The sequence below is a fragment of the Coriobacteriaceae bacterium genome, assembly GCA_025757745.1.
Taxonomy (GTDB): Bacteria; Actinomycetota; Coriobacteriia; order Coriobacteriales; family Coriobacteriaceae; genus Collinsella.
Window position 1 is genome coordinate 100,534 of the sequence record CP107217.1, and the last position, 17,036, is coordinate 117,569.

17 protein-coding genes are annotated in these 17,036 nt (G+C 59.8%); 15 read left to right on the forward strand and 2 right to left on the reverse strand.

Translation table 11 applies throughout. The features are described 5' to 3' along the window. Positions 1 to 29: 29 nt before the first annotated feature. Positions 30 to 446, forward strand: a complete 417-nt coding sequence (locus OGM60_00420; protein UYI99288.1) for a molybdopterin biosynthesis protein — start codon at positions 30 to 32, stop codon at positions 444 to 446. A 90-nt stretch (positions 447 to 536) separates the two neighbouring features. Here the strand turns inward: OGM60_00420 and OGM60_00425 are convergent, their stop codons facing one another. Continuing rightward, complete coding sequence (locus OGM60_00425; protein UYI99289.1) at positions 537 to 1,766, reverse strand: putative ABC transporter permease; 1,230 nt, start codon at positions 1,764 to 1,766, stop codon at positions 537 to 539. A 295-nt stretch (positions 1,767 to 2,061) separates the two neighbouring features. Between OGM60_00425 and OGM60_00430 the strand changes: the two genes are divergently transcribed. From OGM60_00430 to OGM60_00490, 13 genes are all read left to right on the forward strand, one after another. Further along, complete coding sequence (locus OGM60_00430) at positions 2,062 to 3,732, forward strand: amidophosphoribosyltransferase (GenBank protein UYI99290.1); 1,671 nt, start codon at positions 2,062 to 2,064, stop codon at positions 3,730 to 3,732. Positions 3,733 to 3,888: 156 nt separating this feature from the next. Next, positions 3,889 to 4,992, forward strand: a complete 1,104-nt coding sequence (gene purM, locus OGM60_00435; GenBank protein UYI99291.1) for a phosphoribosylformylglycinamidine cyclo-ligase — start codon at positions 3,889 to 3,891, stop codon at positions 4,990 to 4,992. Then, complete coding sequence (gene purN / locus OGM60_00440) at positions 4,982 to 5,689, forward strand: phosphoribosylglycinamide formyltransferase (protein ID UYI99292.1); 708 nt, start codon at positions 4,982 to 4,984, stop codon at positions 5,687 to 5,689. The genes purM and purN overlap by 11 nt, the downstream gene beginning before the upstream one ends. A 234-nt stretch (positions 5,690 to 5,923) precedes the next feature. Then, entirely contained in the window at positions 5,924 to 6,268 is a 345-nt protein-coding gene (locus OGM60_00445) for a type II toxin-antitoxin system RelB/DinJ family antitoxin (GenBank protein UYI99293.1), read from the forward strand. Then, positions 6,265 to 6,732, forward strand: coding sequence for a PIN domain-containing protein (locus OGM60_00450; GenBank protein UYI99294.1), 468 nt, complete (start codon positions 6,265 to 6,267; stop codon positions 6,730 to 6,732). Before OGM60_00445 ends, OGM60_00450 begins: the two co-directional genes overlap by 4 nt. Positions 6,733 to 6,797: 65 nt before the next feature. After that, entirely contained in the window at positions 6,798 to 7,265 is a 468-nt protein-coding gene (locus tag OGM60_00455; protein ID UYI99295.1) for a PTS sugar transporter subunit IIA, read from the forward strand. 153 nt (positions 7,266 to 7,418) lie between these two features. Then, positions 7,419 to 8,639: a peptidylprolyl isomerase gene (locus OGM60_00460; protein UYI99296.1), complete on the forward strand. Its 1,221-nt coding sequence runs from the start codon at positions 7,419 to 7,421 to the stop codon at positions 8,637 to 8,639. 54 nt (positions 8,640 to 8,693) lie between these two features. Next, positions 8,694 to 9,137, forward strand: a complete 444-nt coding sequence (locus tag OGM60_00465; GenBank protein UYI99297.1) for a GatB/YqeY domain-containing protein — start codon at positions 8,694 to 8,696, stop codon at positions 9,135 to 9,137. Between the two features lie 361 nt (positions 9,138 to 9,498). Then, positions 9,499 to 10,221: an amino acid ABC transporter ATP-binding protein gene (locus tag OGM60_00470; protein ID UYJ00135.1), complete on the forward strand. Its 723-nt coding sequence runs from the start codon at positions 9,499 to 9,501 to the stop codon at positions 10,219 to 10,221. Positions 10,222 to 10,229: 8 nt separating this feature from the next. Then, on the forward strand, positions 10,230 to 11,105 hold the full coding sequence (locus OGM60_00475; protein UYI99298.1) for a transporter substrate-binding domain-containing protein: 876 nt from the start codon (positions 10,230 to 10,232) through the stop codon (positions 11,103 to 11,105). 25 nt (positions 11,106 to 11,130) lie between these two features. Beyond that, positions 11,131 to 11,877, forward strand: coding sequence for an amino acid ABC transporter permease (locus tag OGM60_00480; protein UYI99299.1), 747 nt, complete (start codon positions 11,131 to 11,133; stop codon positions 11,875 to 11,877). A 3-nt stretch (positions 11,878 to 11,880) separates the two neighbouring features. After that, complete coding sequence (locus OGM60_00485; protein ID UYI99300.1) at positions 11,881 to 12,519, forward strand: amino acid ABC transporter permease; 639 nt, start codon at positions 11,881 to 11,883, stop codon at positions 12,517 to 12,519. A gap of 48 nt (positions 12,520 to 12,567) precedes the next feature. Beyond that, positions 12,568 to 13,191 (forward strand): cytidylate kinase-like family protein, encoded by a 624-nt coding sequence (locus tag OGM60_00490; GenBank protein UYI99301.1) that lies wholly within the window; start codon positions 12,568 to 12,570, stop codon positions 13,189 to 13,191. Between the two features lie 50 nt (positions 13,192 to 13,241). On the opposite strand, the gene OGM60_00495 is transcribed toward OGM60_00490, so the two are convergent. After that, complete coding sequence (locus tag OGM60_00495; GenBank protein UYI99302.1) at positions 13,242 to 14,648, reverse strand: helix-turn-helix domain-containing protein; 1,407 nt, start codon at positions 14,646 to 14,648, stop codon at positions 13,242 to 13,244. Positions 14,649 to 14,874: 226 nt separating this feature from the next. Between OGM60_00495 and OGM60_00500 the strand changes: the two genes are divergently transcribed. Further along, positions 14,875 to 16,866, forward strand: coding sequence for an LPXTG cell wall anchor domain-containing protein (locus OGM60_00500; GenBank protein ID UYI99303.1), 1,992 nt, complete (start codon positions 14,875 to 14,877; stop codon positions 16,864 to 16,866). Positions 16,867 to 17,036 lie beyond the last annotated feature (170 nt).

The following is a 17,036-nucleotide window of genomic DNA, read 5'->3' on the forward strand; positions in this document are numbered from 1 at the left end:
AGCTAATTTGGGACGGTAAGGGAGAAACGATGCTTGAGAGTGGCAAATTGATGCCTTCGATTGATGCTTGGCTGCGCGAGGCCAAGGCCGATGCTTCGGCGGCAGGCTGCGGGATGTATCTGACGCATAACGGTGTGGTGCGTGCGACGCCCAAGGCCGAGGTGCGCGGAGTCGAGACCGATGGCGTGGCACCAGGCCACAGGGTGGGCGGCATGGTCTTTGACTACGACGCCGAAAAGGTACGGTCTGCTATCGGGGCCACGCGCGCGATGCCGGGTATCGGCTATGTGCGCGTGTGGCTGGCAAGCGGCGAGCTTTCCGTAGGTGACGACATCATGCTCGTGCTTATCGGCGGGGACATTCGCCCACACGTGGTCGATGCACTGCAGGCGCTCGTTGGCACCATCAAGAACGAATGCGTGAGTGAGGTCGAGCGCGAGGCGTAGAGGATTGCGTCGATAGAAGGATCGTTTATAAAAATGCCCACCGGTACGTGTGATACCGGCGGGCATTTTGCGTTTTGGGCGCGGTGAGCGCTATACGCGTGTCGCATCCTTGGGGCTCATGGTCATGCTCTGGAAGCGGTTTTCCATGTACTCGTTATCGAAGTGCTCTCCGTAGAACTGTGCGACGGGAATGTCCGGCTCCGTGCCGTTAACGCGCTGGTACCAGTAGTCGAGCGATTGCAGCGTCATGACGCCGTCGACCAGCATGATAACGGTAAAGATGACGGTGGCCGAGTAGCGGCTCTTCCAGGGGATCTTGTTGATAAGCTTAAGCAGCCTCGGCAGCAGCAGCTTGATCCAGATGAGGCCGCCCAGGCCCCACAGGCAGGCGAAGCCCGTGCAGGTGCGTCCGCCCGTGAGGACCACGAGCGGATCGGGCAAACCGAACAGCGTTATGTGCGAGTAGCTCCACGAGACCACGCCAAACGCGGTCTGCATAAACCAGCCCACGAACACCTCAAAGCTGGCGCCGAGCAGGGCGCTCACCAGGAAAATGATGATGGGGTTCTTTTTGTAGAAGCGGTTAAGCACCATGGTCATGAGCACGGCGCCAAATCCGTAGATGGGGCTGAAGGGGCCAAACAGCATGCCGGCGCGGTTCTGATAGACGCCCGGGTCGTCGACCGTCATGTGCCAGATGTCCTCGGCGATCAGGCCGAGTATGCAGCAGACAAAGAACACCCAGAACAGGTTGAAGTAGTTGAGCTTGATGTAGCCCTCGCCGGTTTCATCGCGGCCGAGCATGCCCTCGGCGGCGGCGTCGCGGTCGAGCATCTCCTGCAGGCGGCGCTGCAGTTCGCGCTCCTGACGCAGCGTGGGGTCGACGGTTGCCGAAAGTGCAACAAGGATGCCGAGCTGGATCGCGGGACGCAGCAGGAAGGGCCCGATGCCCTGGAGCATCACGTCGACCAAAAGCTCGACGACGGTGAATGCAATAAGGATGTAGGACAGGCGGGCGGCGTTGCGGCGCTGGTTTTTGATAAGGTCCAGGCCAAAGATGATTAGGATGACGGCACTTGCCGCAGAGAGCATGATGCCGGCGACGATAAGGCCGACTGCGACGAGCGTGTTGTCGCCGAGCTTTTCGGTGGCGTTGCCGTTAACAAGTGCCGTGATGACCTGCCACATAAAGGCAGCGACCGACGGGAGCGTGCCCACGCCGGAAAGGATGCACAGGACGGCGTACACCTTAATGATGAGGGGAATCTTCTTGACCTCTGTGGCGCTGGGGACGCTGGGGTCGAGTTCGTTTCGATCCATACAGAACCTTTCTCGCTTTGTTGTAGGTTATAAGGATACGCCGCCGACCTGCCAAAAGACAGGACGAACGTCCCAATTGCAACAATGCAAGCCCCAACGGCGGGCGAGACGTGTCGTAACGGAAGTATGCGGGATCGTCGGCCCCGAGGCGGTTGCCCAATAAAATGTTTGGCTGCAAAACGGATTATAAGCTCGGTGGGCTTTTAAAAAGCGCTGTTCATGCGCGGGAGTGCTTGTCTTGCCGTGCGTATAATAGGGCAGGTAACGCCAAATAACGAGGCTCTGAGGGGATGCCATGTCTCAAGAAACCATCCACGCGGCCGAGCGTGCCGCGGGACAGGTGAAGACCATGTCGACGTATGATCCGGACTCCGACCAGCTGCATGAGGAATGCGGCATTTTTGGTGTGTGGGCACCCGATCGCGATGTGGCTCGACTGACGTACTTTGGTCTGCGCGCGCTGCAGCATCGCGGCCAGGAATCGGCGGGAATCGCCGTGGGCGACGGCGGCACGGTTATGGTTCGCAAAGACCTGGGACTGCTCGATCGCGTGTTTTCCAACGCCGACCTGTCGACGCTCTCCGGTCAGCTGGCCGTGGGTCATGTGCGCTATGGCACCGCCGGTGCCAAGAGCTGGGAAGCCTCGCAGCCGCATCTTTCTACTATCAACAGCGTCATTATCGCGCTTGCTCACAACGGCACTCTGGTCAACACCGATGAGCTGCGCCGCCAGCTGATCGAGCTGGGCGTGCCGTTCCTCTCCAATTCGGATTCCGAAGTCGCGACCAAGCTTATCGGCTACTTTACTCAGCGTACAGGCCATCTGCGCGAGGGCATTCGCAAGACCATGGAGCTCGTGCGTGGCGGCTACGCCATGACGCTCATCAACGAGCAGGCGCTCTACGCATTCCGCGATCCGCACGGCATTCGCCCGCTCGTGCTGGGCAAGCTGGTGGACGAGGGTCTGGATCAGGCCGATGCCGCATCCGTTTCGCAGCTGCCGTCGCAGGACGGCGCCGCGACGGTCGACCCCGCCGTCCATGTCACGCGCGCCGGCGGCTGGGTCGTTGCTTCCGAGACCTGCGCACTCGACATCGTGGGTGCCGAGTACGTCCGTGACGTCCGTCCCGGCGAGATTTTGCGCATCAGCGCCGAGGGTCTGGTGTCCGAGCAGGGCGTGCCTGCCGCCGAAGAGCCTGCTAACTGCATCTTTGAGCAGGTCTACTTCGCTCGCCCCGATTCCATCATGAACGGCAAGAGCGTCTATGCCTGCCGTTACGACATGGGTCGTCAGCTGGCACACGAGGAGCCCGTCGAGGCCGACCTGGTCATCGGCGTGCCCGACTCCGGCTTGCCGCCCGCGGAGGGGTATTCGCACGAGAGCGGTATTCCCTTTGGCGAGGGCCTCATCAAGAACCGCTACGTGGGCCGTACGTTTATCGAGCCCACGCAGGAGCTGCGCGCCATGGGCGTGCGCATGAAGCTCAACCCGCTGCGCGACAACATCGAGGGCAAGCGCCTGGTCGTCATCGACGACTCCATCGTGCGTGGCACCACCATGGTGCAGCTCGTCAAGATGCTGCGCAACGCTGGCGCCAAGGAGATTCATATCCGCATCAACTCGCCCGAGGTCATCTGGCCGTGTTTCTACGGTATCGATACCGACGTGCAGTCGCAGCTTATCAGCGCCAACAAGACGGTCGACGAGATTTGCGAGTATATCGGCGCCGATTCGCTGGCCTTCCTTTCGGTCGAGGGCCTGCTGAAGGTCATGCCCAAGGGCGGCTACTGCGATGCGTGCTTTACCGGCCGCTACCCCGTGGCGATTCCCGAGAGCTTTGGCCGCGACAAGTTCATGGAGGGCTTTAAGCCCCGCAACCTGGACAAGCCGCTTCACTTTGACGACGACGCCGTGGTCGAGAAATACGACGACCGCAGCTGGGAAGAGGAACACGGCGAGGCCTAAAACCTGCCATTTGGGGACAGGTTTATTTTGATAGGTTTTACCTGCTGTTTTGTTGATTGATCGGCGCGCGTTGCCAGAATGTGCGCCGAATCGAGGACAACTATGAGCACTGTTTGGCGTCTGCGCGTCAAGCAGTAGTGGGAGAGGAAGGCTCAGATGAGCGACAGCAAGCATGTGACGTATGAGGATGCCGGCGTCGATACCGCCGAGGGCGGCCGCGCCGTCGACGCTATTAAGCAGATGGTTAAGGACACCAACCGCCCCGAGGTCATCGGCGGTATCGGTGGCTTTGGCGGCCTGTTCTCGGCCGCCGCGCTTAAGGATATGGAAGACCCGATCCTGATCAGCGGTACCGACGGCGTGGGCACCAAGCTCGTGCTCGCCCAGATCATGGACCGTCACGAGACGGTGGGCCAGGACCTGGTCGCCATGTGCGCCAACGACATCTTGGCATCGGGCGCCGAGCCGCTGTTCTTCCTGGACTACGTTGCCATCGGCCACATCGAGGCCGAGCACATGGCAAAGATCATCAAGGGCGTGGCCGACGGCTGCAAGCTCGCGGGCTGCGCGCTCGTGGGCGGCGAGATGGCCGAGCACCCCGGCGTTATGGCTCCCGCCGACTACGACCTCGCCGGCTTTACCGTGGGCGTCGTCGACCGTCCCAAGATGCTCGACCCCGCGAACGTCCGCCCCGGCGACGTGATTCTGGGCCTGCCTTCTACCGGCGTGCACTCCAACGGCTACTCGCTGGTGCGTAAGGTCATCGGCGTCGACGGCATCAAGCCGGGCACGCCCGAGGCCGCTGCTAAGGCCGAGGAGCTGAGCCGCCCGCTCGAGGAGCTCGGCGGCGCATCGCTGGCCGACGCTCTGCTGGCCCCCACGCGCATCTACGTCAAGCCGGTTCTTGAGCTGCTGCGCGGTGGCGCTCCGGTGCACGCCATTGCCCACATCACCGGCGGCGGCATCACCGAGAACCTCAACCGCGCGCTTGCCGACGACGTCGACGCCGTGGTCACCCGCAACGGCGCCGAGATGGGTTGGGACGTTCCGCCCGTCATCACCTACGTGTCGCGCCAGGCCGAGCTCGCGCCCAACGAGGCATGCAAGACTTTCAACATGGGCGTCGGCCTGTGCCTGATCGTCGCCCCCGAGGACGAGGCTGCGGTTACCGAGGCCCTGGTCGCGCTGGGCGAGAAGCCGTTCCGCGTGGGCGAGTGCGTCGAGGGTTCCGGTAAGGTCGTGTACTCCGATGAGCGCTAACGAGCAGATGGCTGCCGCCGAGGGCCTGGACTTTGTGCCCTATACTCGTCCGACTGACACCGATACGGCTGAGCCGCTCAAGATCGGTGTGCTCATCAGCGGCTCCGGTACCAATCTGCAGGCGCTGATCGACCTGATTGCCGCCGGCAAGCTCAATGCCTCGATTGAGCTCGTGGTGTCGAGCCGTCCTTCGGCCAAGGGCCTGCAGCGTGCTGAGCGCGCGGGCATCCAGACGCTTACGCTGTCCAAGGATGTCTATGCCGATCCCATCGCCGCTGACGAGATCATCGCGCACGAGCTGCTCGAGCGCGGCTGCGAATATGTGGTCATGGCCGGCTACATGCGCATGGTGCACACGCCTCTGCTAGCGGCGTTTCCCAACCGCGTGGTCAACTTGCATCCGGCGCTGCTGCCGAGCTTTACCGGCGCGCATGCGATCGACGATGCCTTTGCGCGCGGCGTCAAGGTGACCGGTGTGACCGTACATTTTGCCAACGAGATCTACGACAACGGCCCCATCATCGCCCAGCGCGCGCTGGCTGTCGAGGAGGGTTGGGATGTCGATACGCTCGAGGAGCACATCCACGCGATTGAGCACGTGCTGTATCCCGAGGTTGTTCAGATGCTCGCCGACGGCCGCGTCCACGTGCTGGAGAGCGGCAAGGTCGCAATTGATGCACCCCGCCATCGTGCGTAAAAGGATTCGCTCGGTTTTCCTTACAACGTAAACTATCAAAAAGCTGGTTGGGGCATATGGAATCACATGTGCCCCAACCAGCCTTTATTACCTCTTTGATTTTGGACTCTGGATAACGTGACGTGTGTCATTTCCATCCCAAGAGATCCGATAGGGCCTCGTCCGCGTGTGGGCGAGCCCTTTTGCGTGGCCTTTTATGTCTGCTATACTGCTAGCAAATAGAGAGGAGCCGCTATGGGTACAGCAACGGTGCAGCTCAACACGCGAATCGACCCTATGCTCAAAGCTGGTGGCGATGCAGTCCTAACTCGCAATGGATTGGGGCCGAGCGATGCCATTCGTGCGCTTTGGGCTTATCTCGTCGAGCATCAAACGTTGCCAGGATTTATGGTGGCGGATAAGCTCGAGGCGCCCCGTGCGGAGAGTCTGGCCGAGCAGGGGTGCGGCCTAGCTTTTTCTTCGTTGGGGCTCAGTGCTTCGGATTTTGCGCCAGTTGGATCATCTGCGGACGACTGGGATGCCGTACGAGATGATATGTATGACGCGATGGTTGCCGACATTGAGGCGAATTGTCGATGATTGAGGCAAAGCATCTCTTGGTAGATACGAACGTTTGGCTCGATTATTACCTGCAAGAAGGGGCGTTCGACGAAGCGAAAAGATTGGTTGAACTGGCCGAGGCGGGAAAGATCGACCTTCTGTATGCGCCAACGACGGCAAAGGATGTGTTCTATATTTTGCCTCGGCGACTAGCCCGGCGGAATGTGAATGGGATTAACGTGTCGTTTGCCTCGGCGTCATGGGCCTGCATTGAGCACATGATGCAGGTGGCAGCTGCCTCTCCGCTTTCGTTGGCAGAGTGCGAGATGGCACGCATGCTTGGCAAGAGCATGCCGGATCTTGAAGACAACCTCATCATCGCTTCGGGCGAGACGGCAGATGTTGACTACGTGGTCACGAGCGACCGGCGCATGCTGGAGGCGATGCCCGAAGTTTGCCTGACGCCTGCCCGCGCACTCGATATGATTGGAATCCTCGACTAACCTTGCCTGCCTCGTTTCGCTATCATATGGGGCATTGTGAACCTCATGCAACTTTGGAGGACGGTATGGCGGATAACGCCGAGATGCTATTCTCACCTGAGCTGGTGTTTTTTGATTGGGTGTGCGCGACGCCGGATGAGGTGTTTGTGCGGCTCGAGGACGAGCTTGCACCTCGCGGCTACATTGTGCCCGGTTGGCTCGACGCCGTCCGCACGCGTGAAGATGCCTATCCCACGGGGCTTGCTATGCCGGCGACCAACATTGCCATCCCGCATACCGATCCGGGGTTTGTGGATAAGCCCTATATCGCGGTGGTAAAGCCCGCCGCGCCCGTGACGTTCAATGCTATGGCGGGCATGGGCGCCCCCGTGCCGGCGCAGATCATCATCAATTTGGGCATTGCCGAGCCGGGCGGCCAGGTCGAGGCCCTGCAATCGCTTATGAATATCTTTATGGATGCCGACGCCGCAGCCGATGTGCTCGGCCAGACCACGTGCCAGGGCATGGTCGACGCCATCCGCCGCCACTTTTAGGACCGGCACTTGGGGACTGTCCCTAACTGCCAGGTATGCCCCCTTTGCACCAAAATGGTGCAGATTAACTTATCCCCCATGTGCCAGGTGTGTCGCGGGGTCCGCGTTGTGACACAATGGCGTTTGTTCGATTCGTGATGCGAAAGGCCAACTATGGCAAACAAGAAAAAGAACTCCGAGGCCGCACCGACGCCCGAGCAGCAGGCTCGCGCTGCCTCCAACTCTCGTAAGAAGCAGCGCAAGACGTACGTGTCTAAGACCGTCAAGATTGTCCTGGTGGTTATCGGCGTGCTGGCAATGCTGCTTTCCGTCTCGGCCATGGCATGCTCCGGTCTCATGTCGCAGGCAGAGGATACCTCGAGCTACAAGCTTACCGGCGGTGTCGCCGCCACCATCAACGGCACCAACCTCACCGAGGACACCGTGACCAAGCAGATCATGAGCATGCGCGCGTCCTATGGCTACACCAAGGACAAGGACTGGGCGCAGTATCTGGTCGACAACGACCTGACGCCCAAAAAGTACCGCAAACAGCTCATCGATTCCTACGCGCAGCAGATTCTGCTTCAGCAGGCGCAGAAGGAAAACGGGGTGACGGTATCGGACGAGGAGGTCGAGAAGGCATGGAAGGACGCGTGCAAGAGCGCGGGCGGTGCCAAGGCCTTTAAGAAGACCCTTAAGACCTACGGCTATACCGAGGACACCTACAAGGACTCGCTCAAGGAGAGCCTGGCACAGCAAAAGCTCAAGGACGCCGTGGCGCCCACCAGCAAGCCCAAGGACAGCGAGATCGTCGATTACATCAACGAGAACCTGTCTAACTACAACGATGCCCGCCGCTCGTCGAACATCCTGATCAAGGTCGATTCCGACGCATCTGACGAGGACAAGGCCGCCGCCAAGGCCAAGGCACAGGAGTGCCTGGACAAGATCAACTCCGGCGAGCTGAGCTTTGAGGACGCCGTGAAGCAGTATTCAGACGACACCGGCTCCAAGGAGAAGAAGGGCGATGTGGGTTGGGATAAGCTCACCACCTTCGTCGACAGCTACCAGGCGGCGCTCGAGGGGCTCAACAAGGGCGACGTGAGTGACGTGGTCGAGTCGACCTATGGTTACCACATCATCAAGTGCACCGACTACTTCCATGTCGATAATCAGGTCGATGACATTAAGCAGGTGCCCAAGGACATCAAGAAGTACGTCTCTAACGTGGTGAAGACGCAAGCGGCCAGCACCGCGTACAGCGAGTGGCTGGAGCAGTACAAGAAGGACGCCGACATCACCGTTAACCCCATGCCCAAGGACGTGCCGTACAACGTCAGCCTGAAGGGCGTCACCAAGAGTTCGACCGACGATTCGTCGACGACTGAGTAATCATGGGGCGGCGCTCGTGCGAGTGCCGCCCGCACTATTGAGGAGGATTTGCAGATGACCAACGAAGAGCTGCAGAAGGAAATGATTGCGGCCATGAAGGCCAAGGACAAGGTTCGCCTGTCCATCATTCGCCAGGTTAAGACCGAGGTGAAGAACATCGAGGTCAACGAGCGCCGCGATGTGACCGAGGAAGACGTCAACAGCATGATCAAGCGTCTGATTAAGCAGACGAGCGAGACGCTGGAGATGTCCATTAAGGCCGGTACCGACCAGGACCGTACCGACAACCTGACCGAGCAGGTCAAGATTCTGGAGAGCCTGCTGCCTGCGCAGGTTTCGGGCGAGGAACTCGAGGCTCTGATCGAGCAGGTCATCGCCGAGCTGGGCGCGACGTCCAAGAAGCAGATGGGCCAGGTCATGGGTGCACTCGGCAAGGCCACCGGCGGCAACTTCGATAAGCCTGCCGCGGCAAAGATCGTCGGCGCCAAACTTGCGTAATTTGTTACGCGGTTTTACCAAACCGCGTAACGGCTCGACGCTGCAAACCCGTACACACGGCAATCTGACGTTCAATTTCAAGGGCGCGACCATAAGGTCTGCGCCCTTTCATTTCACGTCACCTTGCTCGCGTGTACGGGTTTTCGCTGACCTATGCTCAACAAGGGCGGTTGTGGGCGCTCATTGGGGACAGGCTTAAATGAGTACCCAATGAGCGGGTACTCATTTAAGCCTGTCCCCAATGACTAGGTGGAAGGTTGCGGGTTCTTTACGGGAATGTAGTGTGGGCTGCGGAAACGTGGTTCTTTCCGTAAAATAGAGCAATTCGTGTAAGCGCAGGGAAGGGACATTCATGGCAGACATGATCGAGATCAAGCATCTCAACAAGTACTTTGGCGACCTGCATGTGCTCAAAGATATCAATCTCACCGTCAAGCGCGGCGAGAAGCTCGTAATGATCGGGCCTTCCGGCTCGGGTAAGTCGACGCTCATCCGTTGCGTCGATTATCTTGAGGAGCCCACGTCGGGCGAGGTCGTCATCGACGGTACGCCGCTCACCAAGAAGAATCACCTGGAGATGGCTCGCAAGTATAGCTCTATGGTGTTTCAGCAGTTTAACCTGTATCCCAACATGACGGTGCTGGGCAACCTGACGCTCGCGCCCATCAAGCTGCAAAAGAAGAGCAAGGAGGAGGCGACCGAGATCGCCATCGCCGCGCTCAAGCGCGTCGGCATGGCGCATAAGGCCGGCGAGTATCCGCAGAATCTCTCGGGCGGTCAGCAGCAGCGCATCGCCATCGCCCGTGCCCTGTGCACCAAGCAGCCCATCATCCTGTTTGACGAGCCGACCTCGGCGCTCGACCCCGAGATGGTCCAGGAGGTTCTGGACGTTATGATTGAGCTCGCGCAGGAGGACATCACCATGATCTGCGTGACGCACGAGATGGGCTTTGCGCGCCAGGTGGCCGACCGCGTCATCTTTATGGAGGACGGCCGCATCCTGGAGGAGGGCACGCCCGAGCACTTCTTCGATAACCCCGAGAACCCGCGCTGCCGCGAGTTCCTGTCCAAGATTTTGCACTAGGCGCGGTGATGGACATGACGGATATGACGAGGGCGGCCGTGTCACGCCGTCACTTTTTGCAGCTGGCGGGCGCCGGCATGCTCGCGCTGACGGGGACCGCGCTTGCCGGTTGCGGCAACTCCACCAGCGGCGAGGGCTCCGACAAGGGGTCCAAGCTTGCGGCCATCAAGTCGCGTGGCCACCTGAATGCCGGCGTTAAGAAGGACGTTCCCGGCTATGGCTATTACGACACCGCCAAGGGCCGCTTTGAGGGCATGGAAGTCGATTTGTGCTACCAAATCGCCGCTGCCGTCTTTGGCGTGAGCTACAAGGAGGCCCGCGCCAAGGAGCTTGTCGAGTTTACCGATGTAACGCCCAAGACGCGCGGCCCGCTGATCGATAACGGCCAACTCGACGTGGTCGCGGCGACCTACACCATCACCGACGAGCGCAAGAAGAGCTGGGATTTCTCGACGCCGTACCGCACCGACTACGTGGGACTTATGGTCAAGAAGCGTTCGGGCTTTACCTCGATTGAGGACCTGGATGGCAAGGTCATTGGCGTGAGCCAGGGCGCCACCACGCAGAGCCTGATCGAGCAGATGATCAAGGACAACGGCTTTAGCTGCAAGCCCGAGTTTAGGGCCTTTAGCGGCTACCCCATCATCAAGAGCTCACTCGACGCCGGCAATATCGACGTCTTTGCCATGGACCGCTCCACGCTGGCCGGTTACATGAACGAGACCGTTGAGCTGCTGCAGCCCGAAGTCAAGTTTGGCGAGCAGGGCTACGGCGTGGCGACCAAGAAGGGCTGCGACCTTTCGGCCGTGGTCGATCAGGTGATTTGCGATCGCCTGGCCGATGGCTGGCTCGACCAAGAGGTCAAGACCTGGGGTCTTGTATAGGCGCATCGTCCAAGGAGGGAATCAAATGCTCGAAGGATTATTTGACGCCGACCGTTGGTCGACGACATTTCAAAACATGGGGCCCTTCTGGGAGGGCTTTGGCGTGACGCTGCAAGTGGTCGTTGCCGGTCTGTTGCTGTCGCTGGTGCTGGGCACGCTGCTGGGCGTGTTCTCTACCACTCGCTCGCGCGTGCTGCGCGCCATAAGCCGCGTGTACGTGGAGTTTTACCAGAACACCCCGTTGCCCGTGCAGGTGCTCTTTATGTACATGGCCGGTCCGCAGTTTTTGCAGGTCATAACCGGTGCCGACCAGCCGGTGCGCATCGCGCCGTTCGTGCTGGGCTTCTTGGGCGTGGGCCTGTATCACGCGGCCTACATCTCCGAGGTCATCCGCACCGGTATCGAGGCGGTTCCGCGCGGTCAGATGGAGGCGGCCCAGAGCCAGGGCTTCACCCGTGCGCAGGCGTATTGGTACATCGTGCTGCCCCAGACATTCAAGATCATTCTGCCGCCGCTGTGTAACCAGGCGCTCAACCTGGTCAAGAACACGTCGGTGCTGGCGCTTGTGGCCGGCGGCGACCTTATGTACCGTTCCGACAACTTTGTGAGTCTGTACGGTTACCTGCAGGGATACATCGTCTGCTGCCTCATGTACTTCATCATCTGCTTTCCGCTCGCCATGCTGGTGCAGTGGCTCGAGCGCCGCTCCAAGGAGCGTCCGCGCGGCGTAAGTCTGGCCGAGCTGGGGCTCGACAACGTAGAGGAGGCCTAGCGCATGGAAATCTTCAACGCGACCAACCTGCTCTACATTTGGGGCGGCTTTGTTAAGACCATCGAGATCTCGGCGCTGTCGATCTTTTTCTCGCTCATCTTTGGCACGGCGCTGGCGCTCGTTAAAAGCTATGCGCCCCGCCCGTTCCGTATTTTGGTGAGCGCCTATATCGAGCTGTTCCGCTGCACGCCGAACCTGCTGTGGATCCTGTTTATCTACTTTACGGTGCAGGGTTTGGACATTGTGATTTCGACCATCGCCTTTACGCTGTTTACCAGCGCCGTTATGGCCGAGATTGTGCGCGGCGGCCTCAACTCGATTCCGCGCGGCCAGTTTGAGGCAGCGCAGAGCCAAGGCTTCGGCTTCTTTGCCACCATGCGCTACATCATTCTGCCGCAGACGTTTAAGACGATCATTCCGGCGCTGTTTAGCCAGTGCACGACCGTCATCAAGGACAGCTCGTATCTTTCGGGCATTAACGTGGCCGAGCTCATGTACACGGCAAATGTCGTGATGGCCCATGCGATCGATCTGTCGCAGGTGCTTATGCTCTACGGCCTGGTGTTTGCGATGTACTTTGTGCTCAACTTTGGTATCTCGCTGCTGGTGAGGGCATATCAGAGGCGAATGGTGGCAGCGTAGAATGTGACAAAGGGACAGTCCCTTTGTCACATAGAGAAAGGAATCGCGATGAGCGATCTGGAGAACAAGAAGAGTCCTGTGGTCATTACCATCGCGCGCGACTTTGGTGCCGAGGGCCACGAGATCGGACGCATCCTCGCCAACGAGTTGGGGATTCCGCTGTACGACAACGAGCTGCTGGTACGCGCGTCTCTGCGCGCGGGCGAGTCGCTCGATAAGATGGCCGCCTATGACGAACGCCTGGCCGTGGAGAACATGGCGTTTCTGCCTGACCGCTATGACGCGCGTTCGTACTCGGACAAGTTGTTCCAAAAGATGAGCCAGGTGATTTTGGATCTGGGCGAGACCGAGAGCTGCATTATCGAAGGCCGCCTGTCCGATTACCTGCTGCGTAACAACCCCAACCACATTGCCGTGCTGGTGACCGCACCCTTTGAGGACCGCGTCGAGATTGTGCGCAAAAAGCGCGGCCTCAACAAAAAGAAGGGCGCCAAGCTGGTCAAGCAGCAGCAGAAGGCGCGCGAGGCGTTCTATAAGCGCTACAGCGCCGGAAAGTGGAAGATGACGAGCGGCAAGGACATCGTCGTCAACCGCGCCAAGCTGGGTCGCGAGGGCTGCAAGGACGTCATCGCCGCAGCCTACCGCTACAAAGTAGCTCAGCTCGAAGGCTAACCGACCAAAACCACCACAAGGGGACAGACACCTTTGTGGTGGTTTTTGTTTTAAGCCGAGGGGAAGGCTTTGGTGAGACCGGCGCGCGTCTGCGTGTCGGTCTTTTGGTAGATGGAGCTCAGGTGACGCTGCACCATGCGCATCGAGATGCCGAGCTCATCAGCAATCTGTTTGAGCGGGCGCTCGTCCTGGGTCACGGCCATGAGCACGTCGACTTCACGCGGGGTGAGAGTGTGGTTGGCGATGAAGGCCTGGCGCTGCTCCTCGATGGTGGGGGCGGCGAGTGCTTCTTCTGCCAGCTGCTCGCGCTCGCGCTCCTGCTCGGTTTGGGGCAGGCGGAACAGGCCCGCAGCTACAAACGCCACACTTGCCGCCACAAGCAGCATGAGTGCACCGATCATGATGATGGCGACATTGCCCGAGGTCGCAAGTGCCAGCGAGATGCCCGACGTAGTGAACGCGCACACGTTGTTGGCTGCGCGGCCCATGCCAGCCCACAGTGCGGGCGTATGCATGCGCGGTGCCAGCTGTGTAAAGGTGGCAGTAAAGAACGTGACAAAAAAGCCCGAGCTCAGGTAAAAGACGACAAGGCCCAGGTTGGGATCGGCGCCGGCCTCTACGGCTAGGATGGAAATGGTCGAGAGTACGGCGATGCCGAGCATGACAAGTCCCATGTAGCGGCGCTCGGCAAGATCAAAGATAATGCCGGCGGCAAGGCCGCTCGCCGCCAAAAAGAGGCGCGGCCAAGTCTGCACGGCAATGGTGCCATGAGCGTTGGAGAGCGTTACCACGTTGTCGAGGGTCGAGAACAAGCAGGCAAGAATCATGACGAGCGCGATGCTCCAGCACGCCTGCTTGGCGAGGGCGTGCGAGGACTCAACAAAGGGATTGATAGTGGGGTTGGAGCTCTCGGCGGCCTTTTGGGGAACGACGCTGAGGACGGAGATGGCGATAGTCGCTGAGCCAAGGACGATGAGCTCTGCGATACCGCCGCAATTGAGCAGGTTGACGGCGAACTGCATCAGGATGCCCGCGGCATAGGCTGCTCCTGCGCCAGTGGCAAGCTTGGAATCGTCTTGGAATGCCGTCGCGAAGGTGTGGTGAGCGGCGGCACCCAGCAGGCCGAGTCCAAGGAATGCCACGCAGCCCAGAATCTCGAGGGCAAGCGGGGCCGTAGGGAACTGAATTTGGGTCAGGCCCACGATGACGATAGGGACGCCGGCGGCGTTGACGGCTGCTAGTGAGTGGCCTTTGCGCTGTGCGAGCCCGAGCAGCGGCGCGTATCCGATAAAGCCGAGCACGCTCGCACCTAGAATAAGACCCTGTGCGATTACAACGCGTTCGGCACCGGCGAGCAGGCCGACGTTGACGTCGAAGCGAAACTCGGCGGCAAGGAAGGCGAAAGTGAAGAGCGCGAGTGCCAGAAGCGCGTTGATTTTAGGCCTGCTCAGGTTCAAGGACGGTCCTTTGGGTGGACGAATGATCGTGTCCTCGATTGTAGCGTTCCCGGGACGAGTGTGGCGATGGCGAAATCATATTGAATTAAACCGCAGGTAGAGACCTAGGTTCACATCTGCGAACCTAGGCATACGGAGCCATTTGGCACATCTTTGTGGTACAGAACCACCACAAAGGGGACGGACACCTTTGTGGTGGTATGTCCCTACGACCAAGGAGGCCGTTATGAACGAAAGTCACTTTGACAAGCAAGCTCAACGTGAGTCCACCTGCTCGCTGGTTCACGGTACTTGGCGTTGTGTGGGTGCCAAAATAGCTTGCGCCGGCGCGTGTGCGCTTATGGTCGGTCAGTTGCTGCTGCCGAGCGTGGCGCTGGCGACGGAATGCGCCGATCCCGCCGCTGGGACGGATGGGGTTGCCGCGGCTCCGGTGACGCCGACGGTTGCGGAGGATGCGGCCGCAACGACCGCACCAGCCGCTTCGACCGCGCCTGCAACCGATGCTGCTCCGGCGGCGCAAGCCACCGCTGAGCCTCAGCAGACGGCCCCGACTGGCGCCACCGATGAATCCAACGATGCGGCACCCGCTGAACAAAATACTCCCAGCGACAACGCCGCCACGCCGGCGAATGACGCCATCATGCCCTGTGGCGTGACCGATGTGACAGGCGGGAGCGGTGTTAAGGTCAACACGACCGTGGTCCGCCACGATACGAACTGCGGGCTTCCGGGCAACATCACGCTCGAAAAGGGTCAGTCGTACACCTATGATTTTCCCGATGTTGAGGGCGGCATGCCGGATGAGCCGCCCTGCGAACTTGTCGAAACCAAGTACTACCGGGCCGATGCTGTTTCGGGCACCCTGGTTGAAGTCCAGGACGCATCTATGTCCGATGTGACGGCCCGCTTTGAGCCCGTTGGCGATCACATGAGGCTGACGCTGACCTTTACGGGTGGCGCGGCAGGCGGCTCGTATCGACTCACGCGCAATGAGGATCTCTATATTGGCACGGCACTGGAGTATACCGGAACTGACTATGAAGGCAGCTCGACTATCCTCAACGAAACCAGGTACGATTATTACCTCCGCTACGCCATCAATAGCGAAATTACGCTCGTTGCGTCAGAAAACGAAGCCCTCCATAACCTGAACGTCAACGACGTGAAGACCGACTACGCGCCCGGCGAGGCGCCCCGCGCGACCGCGACGATTCCCGCCGCCGATGCCGACAAGTATGAGATCGCCTACGAGTGCTGGGAGGAAATGGAGCTCAATATGGAATCCGGGGAGTCGGTACCCGTCGCCTTCTGGTATTCCGATCCCGCAAAGTACACGCCGGGCATGAAGAAGATTGACCACTTCGAAGAGGGCAAGTTCTACATGTATTCCGTCGAGCTGAGGCTCAAGGGCGACAATACCGTGGCCGATGACTGCAATATGAACGTCAACGGTCATTGGGCGCACCACATCAAGACCGACAACGGCGTCTTCGCGCCAAACGCTGACAATATGCTGTGCGAGCAGCCGATCGACGAATGGCGGGCCATCGACCTTATCGAGATTAACGGTGCCATGACCACCTTTAAGGCAGGCGACAGGCCGGTCTTTACGGCGGGTACTCCGGCGGGTTCCGACTCTATTCTCCAGTGCGAGTTCTGGACGGGCAGCGACGGCAGCGAAGTAAATTCCGTTGAGTTCTGGGACCAGCACATCACCAACCATATCGACGCGTTTAAGCCCGGTGTGACCTATCGTTACGGCCTGTACTTTAAGCCGGCGCGTGGTTTCTACTTTACGCCCAATACCAAGCTGAAGATCAATGGGGTTGAGTGTGGCTATCAGGTGGGCGAGGCAAGTGAGGTTGATCCCGAGAGCGGTTGGATTTTCACCCTGTGGCTGAACACCAATCTGATGTTTACGCCTGAGACTACGCCGGCTCCCGATCCGCAGCCTACGCCGGATCCCAAGCCGACACCGCAGCCTGAGGTTAAGCCCGCGGCCAAGCCCGAGGTGAAGCCCGAGACCAAACCCGCGGCTAAGCCGGCCACGACAACCGCCACGACCAAGACGGTTGAGAAAACCACGCAGGCCAAGAAGGGCGATGCTGTCCTGGCTACCACGGGGGATACCACCGCGATGACGGTCACCGCCCTGGGCATCGCCGGCGCAACCCTTGCCGCCGCAGGCATCGCCGCGACCAAGCGCCGCAAGCGCTAGGTTTTGGTGACGGCGCCTATCCTCGGCTCCAGCAAAATCTCGATCTGTAACACCAAACTGCCCAAAACGGCTCTGGATGTTACAGATTGAGATGAACCGAATGGCCGCCAATCTAATGTCTCGATCTGTAACACGTAGCGGGGAATTTGGTCTCTAACTGTTACAGATTG

Coding starts and splice junctions, on each gene's coding strand:
- OGM60_00430 (UYI99290.1), top strand. CDS start 2,062: ATGTCTCAAGAAACCATCCACGCGGCCGAGCGTGCCGCGGGACAGGTG.
- OGM60_00450 (UYI99294.1), top strand. CDS start 6,265: ATGATTGAGGCAAAGCATCTCTTGGTAGATACGAACGTTTGGCTCGAT.
- OGM60_00465 (UYI99297.1), top strand. CDS start 8,694: ATGACCAACGAAGAGCTGCAGAAGGAAATGATTGCGGCCATGAAGGCC.
- OGM60_00480 (UYI99299.1), top strand. CDS start 11,131: ATGCTCGAAGGATTATTTGACGCCGACCGTTGGTCGACGACATTTCAA.
- OGM60_00460 (UYI99296.1), top strand. CDS start 7,419: ATGGCAAACAAGAAAAAGAACTCCGAGGCCGCACCGACGCCCGAGCAG.
- OGM60_00425 (UYI99289.1), bottom strand. CDS start 1,766: ATGGATCGAAACGAACTCGACCCCAGCGTCCCCAGCGCCACAGAGGTC.
- OGM60_00475 (UYI99298.1), top strand. CDS start 10,230: ATGGACATGACGGATATGACGAGGGCGGCCGTGTCACGCCGTCACTTT.
- OGM60_00485 (UYI99300.1), top strand. CDS start 11,881: ATGGAAATCTTCAACGCGACCAACCTGCTCTACATTTGGGGCGGCTTT.
- OGM60_00490 (UYI99301.1), top strand. CDS start 12,568: ATGAGCGATCTGGAGAACAAGAAGAGTCCTGTGGTCATTACCATCGCG.
- OGM60_00470 (UYJ00135.1), top strand. CDS start 9,499: ATGATCGAGATCAAGCATCTCAACAAGTACTTTGGCGACCTGCATGTG.
- OGM60_00420 (UYI99288.1), top strand. CDS start 30: ATGCTTGAGAGTGGCAAATTGATGCCTTCGATTGATGCTTGGCTGCGC.
- OGM60_00445 (UYI99293.1), top strand. CDS start 5,924: ATGGGTACAGCAACGGTGCAGCTCAACACGCGAATCGACCCTATGCTC.
- OGM60_00455 (UYI99295.1), top strand. CDS start 6,798: ATGGCGGATAACGCCGAGATGCTATTCTCACCTGAGCTGGTGTTTTTT.
- purM (UYI99291.1), top strand. CDS start 3,889: ATGAGCGACAGCAAGCATGTGACGTATGAGGATGCCGGCGTCGATACC.
- OGM60_00500 (UYI99303.1), top strand. CDS start 14,875: ATGAACGAAAGTCACTTTGACAAGCAAGCTCAACGTGAGTCCACCTGC.
- purN (UYI99292.1), top strand. CDS start 4,982: ATGAGCGCTAACGAGCAGATGGCTGCCGCCGAGGGCCTGGACTTTGTG.